This window comes from Marinobacter santoriniensis NKSG1 (assembly GCF_000347775.1).
Taxonomy (GTDB): domain Bacteria; phylum Pseudomonadota; class Gammaproteobacteria; order Pseudomonadales; family Oleiphilaceae; genus Marinobacter; species Marinobacter santoriniensis.
In genome coordinates this window covers 36,299-53,273 of the sequence record NZ_APAT01000021.1, presented here as the reverse complement: position 1 = coordinate 53,273, position 16,975 = coordinate 36,299, and the positions used below count along the sequence as shown (strand labels likewise).

At 59.5% G+C, this 16,975-nt stretch carries 16 protein-coding genes; 4 read left to right on the top strand and 12 right to left on the bottom strand.

Annotated features, from left to right (window positions below):
- Positions 1-83 precede the first annotated feature (83 nt).
- The 8 genes from MSNKSG1_RS13615 to folE all read right to left on the bottom strand — a co-directional run bounded on the left by MSNKSG1_RS13615 (position 84) and on the right by folE (position 9,000).
- Positions 84-2,891, bottom strand: a complete 2,808-nt coding sequence (locus tag MSNKSG1_RS13615; RefSeq protein WP_008939863.1) for a heavy metal translocating P-type ATPase — start codon at positions 2,889-2,891, stop codon at positions 84-86.
- Positions 2,875-3,336, bottom strand: coding sequence for a MerR family transcriptional regulator (locus MSNKSG1_RS13610; protein ID WP_008939862.1), 462 nt, complete (start codon positions 3,334-3,336; stop codon positions 2,875-2,877). The genes MSNKSG1_RS13615 and MSNKSG1_RS13610 overlap by 17 nt, the downstream gene beginning before the upstream one ends.
- Before the next feature lie 135 nt (positions 3,337-3,471).
- Entirely contained in the window at positions 3,472-3,786 is a 315-nt protein-coding gene (locus MSNKSG1_RS13605) for a hypothetical protein (RefSeq protein WP_008939861.1), read from the bottom strand.
- 51 nt (positions 3,787-3,837) lie between these two features.
- Positions 3,838-6,105: a putative bifunctional diguanylate cyclase/phosphodiesterase gene (locus MSNKSG1_RS13600; RefSeq protein WP_040886939.1), complete on the bottom strand. Its 2,268-nt coding sequence runs from the start codon at positions 6,103-6,105 to the stop codon at positions 3,838-3,840.
- Between the two features lie 58 nt (positions 6,106-6,163).
- A complete protein-coding gene (locus MSNKSG1_RS13595) occupies positions 6,164-7,459 on the bottom strand; it encodes an HD-GYP domain-containing protein (RefSeq protein ID WP_008939859.1) in 1,296 nt (431 codons plus the stop codon).
- Positions 7,460-7,576: 117 nt separating this feature from the next.
- Positions 7,577-8,005 carry a CoA-binding protein gene (locus MSNKSG1_RS13590; protein ID WP_008939858.1) on the bottom strand — a complete coding sequence of 143 codons (429 nt, stop codon included), beginning with the start codon at positions 8,003-8,005 and terminating at the stop codon, positions 7,577-7,579.
- A 25-nt stretch (positions 8,006-8,030) separates the two neighbouring features.
- Complete coding sequence (gene folX, locus MSNKSG1_RS13585) at positions 8,031-8,405, bottom strand: dihydroneopterin triphosphate 2'-epimerase (RefSeq protein WP_008939857.1); 375 nt, start codon at positions 8,403-8,405, stop codon at positions 8,031-8,033.
- A 25-nt stretch (positions 8,406-8,430) separates the two neighbouring features.
- Entirely contained in the window at positions 8,431-9,000 is a 570-nt protein-coding gene (folE, locus tag MSNKSG1_RS13580) for a GTP cyclohydrolase I FolE (RefSeq protein WP_008939856.1), read from the bottom strand.
- Positions 9,001-9,194: 194 nt separating this feature from the next.
- Between folE and MSNKSG1_RS13575 the strand changes: the two genes are divergently transcribed.
- Entirely contained in the window at positions 9,195-10,121 is a 927-nt protein-coding gene (locus MSNKSG1_RS13575) for an alpha/beta fold hydrolase (RefSeq protein ID WP_008939855.1), read from the top strand.
- Here the strand turns inward: MSNKSG1_RS13575 and MSNKSG1_RS13570 are convergent.
- On the bottom strand, positions 10,118-11,176 hold the full coding sequence (locus MSNKSG1_RS13570) for a GGDEF domain-containing protein (RefSeq protein ID WP_152638785.1): 1,059 nt from the start codon (positions 11,174-11,176) through the stop codon (positions 10,118-10,120). The genes MSNKSG1_RS13575 and MSNKSG1_RS13570 overlap by 4 nt on opposite strands.
- Before the next feature lie 191 nt (positions 11,177-11,367).
- On the opposite strand from MSNKSG1_RS13570, the gene MSNKSG1_RS13565 reads away from it, so the two are divergent.
- Entirely contained in the window at positions 11,368-12,453 is a 1,086-nt protein-coding gene (locus MSNKSG1_RS13565; protein ID WP_008939853.1) for a patatin-like phospholipase family protein, read from the top strand.
- Here the strand turns inward: MSNKSG1_RS13565 and arsJ are convergent.
- Genes arsJ through MSNKSG1_RS13550 form a run of 3 tightly spaced genes read right to left on the bottom strand, consistent with a single transcriptional unit; the run spans position 12,437 to position 15,465 of the window.
- The gene (arsJ, locus tag MSNKSG1_RS13560) at positions 12,437-13,633 is read right to left on the bottom strand and encodes an organoarsenical effux MFS transporter ArsJ (RefSeq protein WP_008939852.1); all 1,197 of its coding nucleotides are present in this window, start codon (positions 13,631-13,633) and stop codon (positions 12,437-12,439) included. The two genes, MSNKSG1_RS13565 and arsJ, sit on opposite strands and share 17 nt — an antisense overlap.
- A gap of 1 nt (position 13,634) precedes the next feature.
- Positions 13,635-14,639: an ArsJ-associated glyceraldehyde-3-phosphate dehydrogenase gene (locus tag MSNKSG1_RS13555; RefSeq protein ID WP_008939851.1), complete on the bottom strand. Its 1,005-nt coding sequence runs from the start codon at positions 14,637-14,639 to the stop codon at positions 13,635-13,637.
- A 58-nt stretch (positions 14,640-14,697) separates the two neighbouring features.
- Entirely contained in the window at positions 14,698-15,465 is a 768-nt protein-coding gene (locus tag MSNKSG1_RS13550; RefSeq protein ID WP_040886938.1) for a metalloregulator ArsR/SmtB family transcription factor, read from the bottom strand.
- 221 nt (positions 15,466-15,686) lie between these two features.
- Here MSNKSG1_RS13550 and MSNKSG1_RS13545 point away from each other — a divergent pair, with 221 nt between their 5' ends.
- Both MSNKSG1_RS13545 and MSNKSG1_RS13540 read left to right on the top strand, forming a co-directional pair.
- On the top strand, positions 15,687-16,703 hold the full coding sequence (locus MSNKSG1_RS13545; RefSeq protein WP_008939849.1) for a permease: 1,017 nt from the start codon (positions 15,687-15,689) through the stop codon (positions 16,701-16,703).
- A gap of 22 nt (positions 16,704-16,725) precedes the next feature.
- The gene (locus tag MSNKSG1_RS13540; RefSeq protein WP_008939848.1) at positions 16,726-16,962 is read left to right on the top strand and encodes a thioredoxin family protein; all 237 of its coding nucleotides are present in this window, start codon (positions 16,726-16,728) and stop codon (positions 16,960-16,962) included.
- Positions 16,963-16,975: the final 13 nt, after the last annotated feature.

Here is a 16,975-nt window from a genome sequence, read left to right as displayed (position 1 = left end):
TGATTGTGAGCCGGAGAGCCAGAACCACCAGACGATGGTGCCAATCAGCAGTGCGCCTCCGGCATTGACCAGTAGGGTTTCCATCAGTTCCGCTCCTCTGTCGGGTGGCTTGTCGGTGTCCGGCTGGTTCGGAACAGCCGGAGACGGTTGGCATTGGTGACAACCGTCACCGATGACAATGACATGGCGGCCCCGGCCAGAATCGGATTCAGCAGGATGCCCCAGATTGGATAGAGCAGGCCGGCGGCTACCGGTATCCCCAGGGTATTGTAGGCAAAGGCGCCGAACAGGTTCTGGTGGATGTTCCGGACGGTCGCCCGTGAAATCTCGATGGCATCGGGCACCCCATGGAGTGACCCGCGCATCAGGGTGATGGCGGCGCTCTCGATGGCCACGTCGGTGCCGGTGCCAATGGCAAAGCCAACGTCGGCGGCAGCCAGAGCTGGCGCGTCGTTGATACCATCACCGACCATGGCGACGGTGTAGCCCTTGCCGCGCATTTCACTGACCACCTCGGCCTTGTCTTCCGGCAGCACACCGGCCCGATAGTCGTCGATGCCGGCCTCCGCGGCGATCGCTTTCGCCGTTGCATCCACATCGCCGGTCACCATCATGACCCGGATTCCTGATGCGTGCAGGCGTTCAATGGCAGCGCGGGAATCGGCCTTGATGGCGTCAGCCACGCCGATAACCCCCAGCGCTTTGTCGCCCAGCGCCAACAGCAGGGGAGTTCCGGCTTCCTGTGTGATTCTGTCGATGGCCTCGTCGCAGGCTGCTACCGAAACGCCTTCATCCTCGAGCCAGCGGCGATTGCCCAGCCGGAGGCGATGACCGTCGAAGATGCCCTGTACACCCTTACCGTTGATGGCCTCGAAGTCGGTTACTTTTTCCGGGGTAATCCCGTTTTCGCTGGCTTTTGCCGTGATGGCTTCTGCCAGCGGGTGTTCAGAATGTTGCTCCAGCGCGGCTGCCAATCCGAGAAGCCGGTTCTCGTCGCAATTGATGGAGTGCAGACGGGTAACGGCAGGATGCCCCTCGGTAATCGTTCCTGTCTTGTCGAGAATGACCAGATCGAGCTTGCCCGCAGTCTGAAGCGCATCGCCCTGGCGAATCAGGGCACCATACTCTGCGGCCTTGCCGACCCCCACCATGACGGACATCGGGGTCGCCAGACCCAGGGCGCACGGACAGGCGATGATCAGCACGGTGGTAGCGGCCACGATCATGTGTACGACGGTCGGTTCCGGCCCCAGGTTGTACCAGAGTAGCGCCGATGCCACGGCGATGATCATGACGGTGGGCACGAAGACCGAGGAAATCCGGTCAGCCAGCCGGCCAATCGCCGGCTTGGATCCCTGCGCCTTCTTCACCAGCTGGATGATCTGGGCGAGGGCGGTTTCGCTGCCGACCCTGGTTGCCTCGTAGACAATGGAGCCATGGGTGTTCATGGTCCCGGCGGACACATCATCACCCACCTGTTTGCTGACCGGCATGGGCTCACCAGTGAGCATGCTCTCGTCGATGCGGCTCTGTCCTTCAACGATGGTTCCGTCCACCGGTACCTTTTCGCCCGGGCGGACACGGATCCGATCACCCTTCTGAACCTGCTCCACCGGAATATCGGTTTCCTCGCCATCCCGGATCACCCGGGCCGTTTTCGCACGAAGGTCCAGCAGCCGGCGGACGGCTTCGGAGGTCTTGCCTTTGGCCCGCAACTCCAGCGCCTGGCCCAGATTGATCAGGCCGATGATCATCACGGACGCTTCGAAGTAGAGGTGACGGGCCATTTCGGGAAGCAATTCAGGCGCGGCGGCCACCACGATGGAATAGAGCCAGGCCGTGCCGGTACCCAGGGCAATCAGCGTATCCATGTTGGCGTTGTGGTGTCGGAAGGCCTTCCAGGCACCGGTATAGAAATGGCCGCCAGTGAGTGCCATAACCACCAATGTGAGGGTGCCCAGGCCAAGCCAGGTTCCCTGGTTGTCAGCGGTCACCGTCATGGCATCTCCGGCCAGCCCCCAGATCATCAGCGCCACACCGAGAGACAGACTGACCGCCATCTTGATCAGCAATGAACGGTACTGTTTGCGGTCCTCGATCTGTTTGCGTTCGTCCGCTTCGTCCGGGTTTTCGATCACACTGGCGCCGTAGCCCGCACTTTCGATGGCAGCGGTCAGGGCGTTCGGATCGGCCTGACCGGTCGCAGTGGCGGTATTGTCTGCCAGGTTCATATGGGCATGGGTGACGCCGGGCACCGACATCATCGCTTTCTCGATGGTGTTGACGCAGGAGGCGCAGGTGGCACCGGTTACGGACAGACTGATCTGGTCACCGCTGTCTTTTCCGGCAACGGCATCGTCGCGAGTGCTTGTGGGTGTGGGCTCGGGGTTTTCGGATTCATGATCCCCTTCCGGCTGCTCCTCGTTCTTGGCAGTGCTGCAGCAGGATGCCGCCTGGCTCGATTTCCCGGCCAGCGGCTCCGCCGGATAACCGGCGTCCGTGACCCGTCGGGCCGCATCTTCAAGGTCGACACCTGAAGGCAATGCAACGGTTTGGGATTCGAGGTTGACGCTCACCAGGTCCGTGCTTCCGGTCAATGGTTCCAGCGCATTGCGAATCTTCCTGGCGCACCCCTGACAGGAGGCACCGCTGATAGACAGGGCGTCCTTGAGCAACGGTTCCGCGGGATATCCGGTCTCGGTCACGATCCGGGCGGCTTCCTCAAGGTCGACCCCCTCCGGCAGAGCGACAGTCTGTTCGTCCAGGTTGACATCGACTCTCTCGGTATCGCCGGTCAACGGCTCCAGTGCATTCCGGATCTTCCGGGCACAGCCCTGGCAGGAGGCGCCCGAGATGGACAGGGCCGGTCTGAGTTCAATGGTCTCCGTCATGACAGCAGTCCCCCTTGAATTCGCTTGATGGTTCGTCGGCGCCGTCGTCCCAGTGTTCGATCAGGCGACAGATGGTGTGGCCGTCGGGTGTACCGTCCGGCATCTGCTTCCAGGCCGACAGGGCGTTTTGCATTCGTTGCCGCAGCTGTTCCAGCTCGCGTATTTCCCGTTCCACGTCAGCCAGGCGTCGCTCGAACACTTCCCGGACCATGGGGCAGGGAGAATGGTTTTCGTCCGCTTCGCCCAGGATGTCGCGGATTTCCGGCAATGAGAAGCCGAGCTGACGCGCCTTTCGGGCGAACCTCAGCCGACGCAGGTCGTCCGCACCGTATTGCTGGTAATTGTTCTCCGGGTTCCGGGCCGGATTGAGCAGGCCTTCCCGGGTGTAAAAACGGACGGTATCGGGTTTGACCCCGGCCGCATCTGCTATCTCTTTGACTTTCATGCTCGGTCACTTTGTCATCGGTTGGCTCGCGGCCAACGTTGCCTGACCGGACTCCGACGGATTCCGGCCCATGACCAAAGCATAAAACCTGTGAGCTACTCACAGGTCAAAGGTTTTTTCGGGGGAAGGAATGGGTTATCGGGATCTGGCCCGCAGGAAGGTGCCACAGGCCTGGCACTGGTCGGGGGCCATCAGCTTGGCTTGCCAGCCGATTCGATGGCCGCAGGCAGGGCAGCGCAGACGCAGTTGCAATACGATGATAGGCGCGACAATGGCCGCCAGAAGCACACCCAGGGATCCCCAGCTCTCGCCGGTGGACAGACCGAGTTGACTGCTGAACACAAGAACAATCACCAGCGCCACGAACGCCACGAGGAAGTAGTTGCGGTTCCAGCGTTCCCAGCGTCGAATCTGCCGGTCCTGTTCGGGAGTAAGATAGTTTGATGCCATAGCTGAATCGCCGTCAGGGTGTGAGCCTATGGTGGGGACTGAGCGTCGCGATTACAATCCGGTGCCTTCGGGCAGCCCCGTCACAAGAATGCCTTCCGCCAGGGCTTGTTCCAGATCGCCAGGGGGTAGGGGTCGGCTGATGAGGTAGCCCTGGGCAAGATTGCACCGATGGTTGCGAAGGAAATTCAGCTGGCCGTCGGTTTCGACACCCTCGGCAATGACCTGGATGCCGAGATTATGGGCCAGGTTGATCACCGCCCGGGTAATCACCGCGTCGTCGTGACGCTCGGTGACCTCGGTGATGAACGAGCGATCGATTTTCAACAGGTCCACCGGGAAATCCCGCAGGTAGGCAAGCGAGGAATAGCCGACGCCAAAGTCGTCGATGGCCAGCTGAACGCCCAGCTCCCGAAGCCGGTTGAGCTGGTTTCGATTGCGCTCGAGGTTCTCGATGAAGATTTCCTCGGTCAGTTCAACTTCCAGCTGGTCCGGCGACAGGTTTTCTTTCGCCAGGGCATCGCGGATGTGATCCACCAGGTACTCGTCATCCAGTTCCCGTCCTGACAGGTTCACCGCAATGCGCAGGTTCTCGCACGGGGTATTTTTCCACCGGGCCAGTTGCCGGCAGGCCGCCATGACAACCCAGCGTCCGATATCCGAAATCCGGCCGCTTTCTTCCGCCAGCGGAATGAATTCGATTGGCGACAGCAGGCCCCGTTGGGGATGCTGCCAGCGGATCAGTGCTTCGACGCTGTTGATGTCGCCATTCTCCAGGTTCAGCTGGGGCTGGTAATAGAGTACAAATTCTTCGTTGGCCAGGGCCTTGCTGAGGTCCTTGTCCAGCTCCAGTCGCATGACTTCCCGGTCCTGCATGCCCTCGGTGTAGAACTGGTAGGTATTGCGGCCCTGATCCTTGGCCCGATAGAGCGCGATGTCGGCGTTTCGCAGCAGGGTATCCGCATCCAGGCCACTCTGCGGGTAGACCGCGACACCCATGGTCGCTGTGATGGTGTGGGCCTCCTCCTGAACTACGAACGGATCGTGAAAGCACTGTTTGATCTGTCCCAGTAGTTTGATGACATCGTCGATATCTTCGAGCTGCTGCTGGCAGACCATGAATTCATCCCCGCCGGAGTAGGCCACCAGCACTCGTTCGTCACTGAGCTGGTTGAGGCGTTCGGAGACCTTGATCAGCAGTTCGTCGCCGAACTGGTGTCCGAGGGAGTCGTTCAGCATCTGGAACCGGTCCAGATCGATCATGATCAATGCCACCTGACGCATCTGACGATCGGCAATGTTCAGCGTATGGGCCAGATCCTCCATGAAGAAGCGACGGTTGGCGAGGCCGGTCAGGGTGTCGGTGGATTCCAGGCGGGCCAGATCCTGCTGCATGGTTTTGCGTTGGTCGATTTCCTGTTCCAGCTCCCGGCGGGTCTTCAGCAAGGCCTGGTTCCGCTTGAGGATGAGCTGGACCAGGACGGTGGTGATGCTGGTCAACAGGCCCATAAAGAGCATGGTGGTGAAGGTCAGCCAGGGCCAGGGGCTCTGTTGCTGCTCGACCCATGCCCGGGTCGGTTTGAGGGTCAATGTCCAGTCCAGTGACGGAAGATTGACCGACGACGAGGAAGAAAATCCGGGATCGATGTCGGCGGACTGGTTCAGTGTGTAGCTGAGATGGCCTGCGTTGCGGATTTCGATCAGAAAGTTAGTCAGCACCCGCTTGTCCAGTAGCTGCTGGGCGAGGGTCTGCATCCGGAAGACACCGGCGATAAAGCCCCGGTTGCTGGCTCCAAGCCCGACCGGCGCGTAAATCACCATGCCTTTGCCGCCCTGGCGCAGGTTGATGACATCAGAGATGTCATAGGCGCCGGTTTCCCGGGCTTCTTCGAGGGCCTTGCGACGTTTCTCCGAAAAGGCAACGTTGTAGCCAACGACGTTTTCGTTGCCGGCCAGGGGCTCAAGCCACTGGATGACAAAGTGTTTGTCGATCCACTCCACGGCCTGGTAAACACCGAAATCCTGGAGGTAGTTGCGGGCATCCGCGCGCCAGCGGTACTCGGTCATGGTGGGGTCGATGGTCATCCGCGATGCCATCCGGTCGATGGCCTCGGCGTGAATCTGGAATTCCCGCTCCAGCAGTGTGGCCATGGCCTGGCTCTCGTTGGCCAGGTTGGCCTGAACCTGACTTTTAGCCTCGTCTTCAAGCCCGAGCCGCAGGGCGGCAGCCAGCGCAAGGAACACCACGGCGATGAGTACTGGAAAAGCTGGGCTGAGTAGGGCCCTGGCAAGGGTCCTGCTGGACGTGACCGGTTTATCCACTGACTACCCCGCAGTGTGTCGAACAACTGCCAGGTTAACGGCAGAACAGGATTGAAGTTTACACATTATAGGCATTGTCTTTGGTCAATTGACGAATCCTGTCCTCCAAAGACATGCCATAGGCACCGTCGGGAAGGCCTCCGGCGATTTCCCGCTGGTGTCCATCCTCGGAAGATGTCTCCGAGAGATCGAGGATCCGCGGCGTGACCGGTTGTTTCCGGGCATCCAGGAGAATTTCGACCCGGGGGGAGAGTTTGCGTCCGGGATGGGTGGCAACCACCAGCGCTACTTCGCCGGTATTGAGCTCCACGAGACTGCCAGCCGGGTAAATCCCGATCATGCGGATAAAGGCCTCGACCATGCCGGCGTCGAACTGCTGCCCCCGGTTCCGATACAGGATACGAATGGCTTCTGACGTGGGCAACCCGTCCCGGTAGCAGCGGTCACTGGTGATCGCATCGAAGGCATCGACAATGGAGATCAGTCGCGCAAACCGGCTGATCTGCCACTCCGCCAGTTGTTGCGGGTAACCCCGGCCATCCATGCGTTCATGGTGATGCAGTGTCACATCGGCCACAATCGGATCGAGGCCCTGATCAGCCTTCAGCAACTCGTAGCCATGACTGGTGTGCTCGCGCATGATCCGGAACTCATCCGGACTCAGGGCGCCGGGCTTGTTGAGAATGTGATCCGGGACCCGGAGTTTGCCCAGGTCGTGCAACAGGCCGCAGACACCGATCGTCTCAAGGTCACCGTCGGGCATGCCGAGGAAGCGCGCAAAGGCGATGGAAAAAATGGCTACCCGCAGACAGTGCTCGGCAGTATATGCCTCCCGGTGCTTGATCCGACTGACCCAGAACATGGCCCCGGCATTGGCCTTGATGCTGGCGACACACTGTTGCAGGACGGGGCGGGCATCGTCCAGGTTCAGATCGTTGCCGGCTTCGATGTCGCGGGTCACTTTTTCGACGAAGTTCTGGGTCCGGCTCCAGGCTTGCCGGGCGCGCGGCAGTTCCTCCGCCAGAGGTTGGGTTTCACTCAGGGGGCGCGTGGTGCGTGCCTTCCGATCGGCCACTTCATCCAGGACGGCGTGCAGGGCCGCTTCTTCATCTTCCACCAGCACCCATTCGCAGTGCTGGCGCAGGATACGGGCCTGGGCATCATCCGCCAGGGTGAACCCCTGGAATAATACGGGCACTTCGGTCCACGGACGATCGAGTTTGACGACCCGCATACCCGGTTTCAGAAGATCCACGGGCAGACGGACACGATGCAGGGATGGCTGCCTGTTTTCGGAAGACACTGTACCGGACACCGAAGCGGCCGGTTTGCTGGATTTACGACGGAACCCCATGGCTCTGACCAGTCTTGTGATTATGTCGAGCGATTATGGCATGGGTGCCGCAAGTGGAACAGGGTGAGGGGCCGGGACGTGGCAAGGTTCGTGATGCCTGTCCCGGTCTGCAGGGGATTAAGCGGCTGTCTGAACGCCCAGGCGGGGTATTTCCTGCTTCGGGCAGCGATTCATGACCACCGTCAGGCCGGCCTCTTCGGCCCGGGCCGCACCGGTTTCATTGATCACGCCAATCTGCATCCAGACCACCGGTATCTTCTGTTCGATCGCGGCATCGATCACCGGGTCCGTGCGTTCCGGCGCGAGAAACAGTTCCACCATGTCCACCGGTTCCGGGAGAGATGCGAGGTCGGCCACCACGGTCTCACCCAGCAGGGTCTTCCCGGCCAGTCTTGGATTGACCGGAATGATCCGGTAGCCCTTCGATTGCAGGAATTCCATAACCTCGTGCGATGGCCGGTTGGTTTTTTCGCTGGCCCCGACCAGGGCAATGGTGCGAACCTTTTCAAGGATGGTGCGAAGCTGCTCTGGGTCTTTGACGGACATGCGCGGGGATCCTTCGGACAGGGGATTATCGATGTGCCTCAAGGCACACGGAAACGGACTCCGCGTAGCGTAACGCATGGGGTTTGTCGATTTCCACCTGGGCCCACTGGACCGCTTCGTGCTCCATGACGATGCTCAATACCTCGTGGGTCAGTCGCTCGAGGAGCGCAAACCGGTTGCCATCCACGTGTTGGATGATCTGTTTGGTGATGGTGCGATAGTTCAGAGCGGCTTCGATTTCGTTCCGATGGATCGCACCGCTGGCATCGTAGGTGAGTTCAACATTGATCAGCACATCCTGTTGATTGTTGATCTCCTCCTCCTTGATGCCGATGTAGGCACGAAGCAGAAGGTCCTTGATGCGCACCCTGGCGTTCTGGTGACCAATTACGTCTGACATCTCACCTCCGGTTGACCCTTGGCAATCAGCGATAGGTGCTGATCAGGTTGAGGAACTCGGTGCGGGTAGCCTGGGATTTGCGGAACTGACCGAGCATCATGGATGTTTTCATCCGGGAATTCTGCTTTTCGACACCGCGCATCATCATGCACATATGCTGGGCTTCTATGACGACAGCAACCCCCTTGGCGTTGGTGACGCTTTCAATGGCTTCGGCGATCTGGCGCGTCAGGTTCTCCTGGATCTGCAGGCGGCGGGCATACATATCCACGATCCGGGCGAACTTGGACAGGCCCAGAACCCGGCCCTGTGGCAGATAGGCGATGTGGCACTTGCCGATAAACGGCAGCATGTGGTGTTCGCACATGCTGTAGAGTTCAATGTCCTGGACCACCACCATTTCGTCCATGGCGGACTCGAACACCGCTCCGTTTACCAGGTCGTTCAGATCCTGCTGGTACCCGTGGGTGAGAAACTGCATGGCTTTGGCCGCGCGCAGGGGCGTGTCCTGCAGACCTTCCCGATCGGGATCTTCACCGAGTCCATCAATAATGGCCCGGTAGTGGCCGGCAAGGTCGTCAAGGAGTTTGGTCATATTGGTATCCGGTTGGCTGTCTCTTTTCAGGGTCAAAGCTTAAGGGAATTTGGCTGCCATCTCTACGATTTACGCCGGCACTTCCGGAAAAGACCACCGACACCGGGAATTAATGTAATCGCTTCGGCATTCTGGCGAGCGCAGAGGCTTTACTATAGAGTTTCATGGATCCAGAGGGAGGCCGGGGCAAAGGCATGGAACAGGTTATGACCGGAAGGACGAAGCCAGCCAGTGGAAGCAGGGCGGGCAGTCTCGAGGCATGGCAAGAAAACAGCAAATGGTTCAGCTATGGCGGGCATGCGATCTTCAGTCGGATGGCGGGCAGTGGCGATCCTCTGGTGCTGTTGCACGGCTTTCCCACTGCCAGCTGGGACTGGAACCGGATCTGGCCGATGCTGACCCAGGATTATTCGGTCTTTGCGCTGGACATGCTGGGATTCGGCTTCTCCGACAAACCCTCCCCTTACCGCTACAGCATTGAGGATCAGGCCGATCTGGTTCAGGGCTGGATCGATGGGCTGGGGCTTCAGGCCGTTCATCTGATGGGCCATGATTATGGTTGCAGTGTGGTTCAGGAGCTGCTGGCGCGGGATCAGGAAGGCAGCCTGCCGTTTCGGATCAGCAGTGTGTGTTTTCTCAACGGTGCCCTCTTCCCGGAGGTCCACAATCCGCTGTTTATCCAGAAAGTCCTGCGCAGTCGGTTCGGCGGTCTGATCAGTCGTGGCCTGACACGTCGGGTGTTCGAAAATAATTTCAGACGCCTGTTCGGCAGCCAGAATCCACCAGATCGTCAGGACCTGGACGATTTCTGGCACCTGCTCGTCTACAACAACGGCCGGGGTATCCTGCACCACCTGATCCAGTTCATGGAGGAACGGCGCTGTCACCGGAATCGCTGGGTGGGTGCGTTACAGAATGCCCGTCAGCCCATGAGACTGATTTCGGGGGCGGCGGATCCGGTGTCCGGTGGTGCCATGGCCGCCCGTTATCGGGAGCTGATTGAAAATCCCGATGTGGTCAGCCTGCGCAACGTTGGGCATTACCCGCATTTCGAGAGTCCGTGGGAGGTCTTCTCCGCCTATCGGACGTTCAGGAAGTCTTTTGGCCCTTCAGACCGTTAGCTGACCGTGTCCGCCACTTCACCATCGGTTTCCGGGGGCTGGTCCTGTGAGTATCTGGGCGCATTGACCACCTGGTTGCGTCCCCGGGATTTGGCCTCGTAGAGGGCCTGGTCGGCCCGGTTGAGCCAGATGGACCAGGTCTCTCCCTGGCTGACTTCCGCCACGCTGGCACTGGCGGTGATGTTGATGTTTTCGAGGAAGGGACGGGCGCTGATGCCGGTCAGCAGCTGTTGAGCCAGGGTGTCCGCGTCTTTCTGGCGGGTTTCCGGCAAAACGATCATGAATTCCTCACCGCCGATCCGGAACAGTTGATCACTCTCCCTCAGCCGTTTCCGAAGGCGCAGTGTCATTTCCTTCAGCACCTGATCACCCGCGAGGTGTCCCCACTGATCGTTGATCGTCTTGAAGAAGTCCAGATCGATCAGTACCAGGCTGGATACACGCTCATACCGCTCTCGCATCTGAATCTGGTTGTTCAGGATATCGGCCAGCTGGGACCGGTTCAGGCAGCCAGTCAGGGGATCGGTTGTCGCAAGCCGGGTCAGTTCCAGTTGCAGGCGCCCGACCAGCCAGGCAAACACCATGGCAAAGACACAGGTCAGGCCCAGCGAGAAGGTAATGCGCCAGAAGTCCGCTTCGGGAAACTTGAAGAAGGAAACGACGGCCATCACTACCACGAAAATCGCGTTGCTGACGATGGCTTCGCGCAGGGGCAACAGGAAAAACAGGGCGGTCGCCGCCGGATAGGCCCAGTAAAGCCCGGCGTGCCCGTTGATACTGGTGGAATAGGTGGCACAGACCACCGCCAGCAGGGGAAAGAGGCGGCCCTTGAGAAAGTAGGTGTTACGGAACCGGAGAAAAGCGATGACCAGGAGGGCATTCAGGCAGAAGAATACCAGCAGCCAGGACAACAGGAAGTGATCTTGCCGCCATTGCACAATCACCAGGGGTGCAACAGCCACAAACGCCCAGAAATGCAGGTGATACACCAACTGCTTCTTGAAACCGAGTACTGCCAGAGTGGGCGTCGGAGCCAGTGAACTGGAAGAGGGCATGTAATTCACAGCGTACTCCTGCTGCAGTTGATGGCGATCAGTCCGCATTCCGTGAAACTGAATTCAGAGTCTAGCATGAGCTTTTCGTGAATGAACCAGAAAGGTGCGTTTATGGGCGCCATTAGTTTTCTTCAGTTGGCGGGTACATCCGACCTCCGATAGACTCCCGGCTGATTGCAAGGGAGCCCGAGATGACCGCTATACAGACCCGTACCCCGGCGCTGACGATCCGTGCCGGACACCGCGCGATGCATAGACTGAAGGAAAAGCCCCTGTCACCGGAGGACGTTCATGTCATTCCCGGGGCGGCGGGTGGGCCGAAGGCACTGGGCATCAGCGGCCTGGACCAGGCCGTGTTTGGCGACTGGCTTCCCCGTGTTCCGCAGGAGCGGTCGCTCATCGGATCCTCGATTGGCAGCTGGCGCTTTGCGGCCGTCGCATCTTCGGACGATCCCCGCGCCCAACTGGCCCGACTGGCCGAGCTCTATACCTCTCAACGGTTCGCGAAGGGGGTCAGTGCCGCCGAAGTCACGCGCAAGAGTGTCGAGTTCCTGGAAACCCTGCTTGGGGGGCATGAAGAGCAGATACTGAATCATCCATGGTACCGCCTGAACATCGTGGTCGTGCGCAGTCTCGGCCTGCTCAGTCACGACGCCCGCGGGCGCCTGGGCCTGGGTTTGATGAACGTCATCGCCGCCAACATGGTGAGCCGGCGTCATCTCGGGCGTTTCATGGAGCGGGGCATTGTGCATGACGTCCGGCTCAAAACGCCGGTATCCAAACTGGTGGATTTTCCCAGTCACGAGGTGGCGCTGACCCGCGAAAATCTGTTGCCGGCCCTGTTAGCCTCGGCTTCCATTCCACTGGTGATGTCTGGTGTGCGAAACATTCCGGGTGCGCCAGAGGGTGTGTACCGGGACGGCGGCCTGCTGGACTACCATCTGGATCTGCCCTATGACCAGCCGGGGATCATCCTGTATCCCCATTTCACCGATAAAGTGGTGCCTGGCTGGTTCGACAAGTCTCTGCCCTGGCGCCGGGGCGATGCCGAGCGACTGCGGGATGTGCTGCTGGTGGCGCCTTCAGCCGAGTACCTGGAATCCCTGCCGGATCGCAAGCTGCCGGACCGGAAGGATTTCGAGCGGTACGCGGGGGATGACTCGGGCCGGGAGCGCGCCTGGCGTCAGGCTGTTGCCGAGAGTGAGCGGCTGGGCGATGAATTCCTGGAGCTGATTGAGACCGGTCGCCTGAATGATGTGATCAGGCCGTTGCACTAGTCATCCGGTCGGGAAGGGCGGTCGCGAACAGGGCTGCGAGCGTGACCAGCCCGGAAGACACCCACAGGCATTCTTCCAGCCCGTATTGCTGATAAATCCAGCCCGACAACAGGGTGCCCAGCAGACGTCCGGCGGCGTTGGACATGTAGTAGAAGCCCACGTCCAGTGAGACGCCATCCCCCCTGGCATAGCTGACAATCAGGTAGCTGTGCAGGGCAGAATTGATCGCAAAGAGGACGCCGAACACCAGCAGGCCTCCAACGACCACGATCTGCGGAGACCATCCGAGCATCAGCCCTCCGGCGATCCCGGCCGGCACCAGGGCCAGGAGAGCCCCCCAGAAAACCGCAGGCTGGCCATCCTCCCGATATCCGGTGAAGCGCGGTGCCAGAGTCTGGACGACGCCATAACCAATCACCCAGGTGGCCATGAATCCACCCACCTGCCAGAAATCCCATCCGAACGCGGTGTGGAGATAGACCGGAAGGGCGACCACAAACCATACGTCACGAGCCCCGAACAGAAAAAGGCGGGCGGCGGAAAGCACATTAATGGCGCGGCTTTTCGACAGGATGTCAGAGAATTTGGGTTTGGCCTTGCTCTTGCCCAGGGTGTTCCGGAGCAGAAAGAGGCTGGCCAGCCAGACCATGACCAGCACCGCGGCCATGGTGACAACCGCGCCCTGGAAACCGATCGTCATCAGCAGGACGCCCCCGAGAAAGAACCCGACTCCCTTGAGCGTGTTCTTGGAACCGGTGAGCATCGCGACCCATCGATACAGCGTTCCCTGTTGTTGATCCGGTACCAGCAGTTTGATGCCGCTTTTTGCGGACATCTTGTTGAGATCCTTGGCAATGCCGGACAGGGCCTGTGCCGCCATCACCCAGGGAACGGTCAGCAGGGCGGCTGGCACGGCAAGCATCCCCAGCGCGATGACCTGAAGGAACAGTCCCAGGTTCATTGTCCGGTTGAGACCCAGCCGCGCGCCCAGATAACCGCCCACCAGGTTGGTCACCACGCCGAACAGCTCGTAGAACAGGAACAGGAGAGCGATTTCCAGCGGCGAGTACCCGAGCTGGTCGAAGTGGAGCACGACCAGCATTCTCAGGGCGCCGTCGGTCAGGGTGAAGGCCCAGTAATTCCCCGTAATGACCAGGTATTGGCGGACGGCTGGTGTCATTTCAGGCAGAACCGACCTTGCGGGCCAGTTCGACCGCGCGGTTGGCGTAGCCCCACTCGTTGTCATACCAGGCGTAGATCTTGACCTGGGTCCCGTTGATGACCCGCGTGGAGAGGGCGTCCACGATTGAGGATCGGGGGTCGGTCCGGTAGTCGATCGATACCAGCGGGCGTTCTTCATAGCCAAGAATGCCCTTGAGCTCACCTTCGGCGGCTTCCTGCAGCATTCGATTCACGGTCTGGGCGTCGGTGGGCTTTTCGACTTCGAACACGCAGTCGGTGAGTGAGGCATTGGTCAGCGGTACCCGCACCGCTAGGCCATCCAGCCGGCCCTTCAGCTCCGGGAAAATCTCGATGATGGCGGTGGCTGAGCCGGTGCTGGTGGGAATCAGTGAGCTGCCGCAGGCCCGGGCCCGTCGAAGGTCCTTGTGAGGTGCATCGAGGATCGTCTGGGTGTTGGTAAGGCTGTGAATGGTGGTGAGCGAGCCGTGTCGGATACCCAGCTGTTCGTGAATCACCTTGACCACGGGCGCCAGGCAGTTGGTGGTACAGGAGGCGGCGGTCACGATCCGGTCGCTGGCCGGATCAAATATGTGTTCGTTCACGCCCAGTACGATGTTTTTCGCCCCGGCTTCCTTGACCGGTGCGGTGACCAGTACCCGCTTTACGCCCTGGTCCAGATAGCCCTGGAGCATATTCACCTTTCGCATGGCGCCGCTGGCTTCGATGACCAGGTCGCAGCCGGACCAGTCGGTTTCCCCGATGCTTCTGTTGTGGGTCACGCGGATGTGCTGGTCGCCAATCCGGATGCCGGTGTCATCGAAGTCCGCGGTTTGGGCCCAGCGTCCATGGACGCTGTCAAAATTCAGCAGGTGGGCCAACGTGGCCGCATCCGCGCCGGGGTCGTTGATGGCGACAAATTCCATCTCGGGCCAGTCCCAGGCCGCCCGAAGGGCCAGACGGCCAATGCGGCCGAAGCCGTTGATTCCAACTTTGATCTTGTTCATGGGGCGTTCCTTTCTCTCCGTGATGATTCAATCGTCAAACCCGAAGCTTGATGGGTCGTTATGCGCAAGGCTCCCTGACCGGGCGATCCTCCATTCTCGCCAATCGATGTAATTCAGGTCCGATACGGTCACGACTGGCTTCAGCCGCCTCGTTCACTATGCGTAATACCCAGTGTGGCAGATCGGGATGAAATCGGTAGTGAATCCATTGTCCCCGGCGTTCACTTGCCAGCAGTCCGGCTTCCCGCAGAGTCGCCAGGTGTCGGCTGATCTTGGGCTGGGATTCCCCCAGGGCGGCGGTCAGTTCGCAGACGCATAATTCCCGGTGTTCCCGGATCAATAACACCATGGTCAGGCGGCGCTCGTCGCCCAGCGCTTTGAAAACGGTGACCGGATCATAGTGATGGCTCTGGGGGGTGGTCTGTTTTTGATGGACAAGAACAAACAGACTGATCCGCTCCCGAAGTTCCCGGAGCGTCCGTGAAAAAGCGTCGTAATGGTTGTCAGGGACCGGATCGGCGCAATCCCAGGCAATCTTCTGGGAGCTTTCAAAAGACGGACGACATTCCCGGGCGGCCTTGTCACAAAGTGTGATGACGTAATCCCAGTGCTCTGGCGTTACCTGCGATACCGATTTGCTGCTGAGCCCTTCGGTGGGGATACCTGCGTCCGCGAGAACCCGGATGGCGAGTGGGTGTGGCGAGCCGGGGTTGGTCCCGGCGCTGGCCACCTCGAAATTGTCTCCGGCCATCTCTCGCAATAGTGCTTCGGCCATGAGAGATCGGGCGCTGTTGGCAGTGCAGACAAAAAGTACGCGGCGGCGCATTATCGGTGACTCACTCTATATCTGGAAAAACGAATAATGAATGGCTGTATTCTATAGCGTCCCTGTTTGGTCCGTAAACTGTAATATATTTGCAAATAAAGAATAAATGTTGGTTTGATCCGGATCAGGTTTTACTGGATCTTTCCTTTACTATATTCGAAAAAACGAATATAAGGGGTTAATTCTGTTTCGACCGTCATCAGTCAGGGCCGGTGTCTACCATGCTTGAGATTTTCACGCTTCTTGCCAATTGGCTCAGTTACGACGTGATCGGGTTGAGTCCGGATACCAGGTTGGGCGCCTCGGTGCACTTCTTCATCGAAGACACCACCAAAATCCTGTTCCTGCTGGTGGCCATGATCTACGTAATCGCATTGATCCGTGCTTCGCTGAATCTGGAGCGGGTCCGAGCCTATATTCAGCGGCGAAACCGGTTTGCCGGATATCTGTTCGGCTCCGGATTCGGTGCGATTACCCCGTTCTGTTCCTGCTCTTCAATACCTCTGTTCCTGGGGTTCACAAGCGCCGGTATTCCGCTGGGGATTACCATGGCGTTTCTGTTTACTTCGCCCATCATCAACGAAGTTGCGGTCATCATGCTTTGGGGGCTCCTGGGCTGGAAGTTCACTCTGGCGTACGTGGTCGTGGGGATGGCAGTCGGCATGATCGGTGGTCTGTTACTGGACACGCTCCGGGGGGAACGCTGGCTGAAGGACTTCGCGGCCAAGGCTTACCAGAAGGCGGCGGCTGAGGTAGAGGCAGGGACCGGGACGATCGAGGCTCCCGACGCGCCACGCCTCACGTTTTCTGAGCGGCATCAGTTCGCCAAACAGGAACTTGCCGAAATCGTTGGCCGGATCTGGAAATGGGTGTTGATCGGCGTGGGTCTGGGCGCAGCGCTTCACGGTTTCGTGCCGGATAACTGGTTTGCTGCCAATCTGGGGTCGGGGCAGTGGTGGAATGTGCCGGCTGCTGTGGTCGCCGGCTTACCGCTGTATTCCAACGCCACCGGTGTCATACCGGTTATGGAAAGCCTGATTATGAAGGGATTACCGGTGGGCACGACACTCGCGTTCTGCATGAGTACCGTGGCCGCGAGTTTCCCGGAGTTCGTCATGCTCAAGCAGGTTATGACCTTTCGCCTGCTCCTGCTGATCTTCGTCATTCTGCTGGCGAATTTCATGGTCGTGGGCTGGGTCATCAATCTGGTTGGCCCCTGGCTGATGGTGGGACATTAAATCTTGATTGAAGGAGAACGTCATGAAGCTTGTTGAAGTACTGGGTACCGGGTGTGCCAAGTGTGTCAAAACCGCTGAGAGCATTGAGCGGGTCGCCAGCGAACTGGGTGTCGATGTGAAGGTGGTCAAGGAAACGGATCCGGCCCGGATCATGGAATATCAGGTCATGTCGACCCCGGGTGTCGCCGTGGACGGCAAAGTCGTGCACTCCGGTTCCATTCCCCACCGCGAGCAGATCGTTTCCTGGCTCCAGGGCTGATTATTGAAGCAAC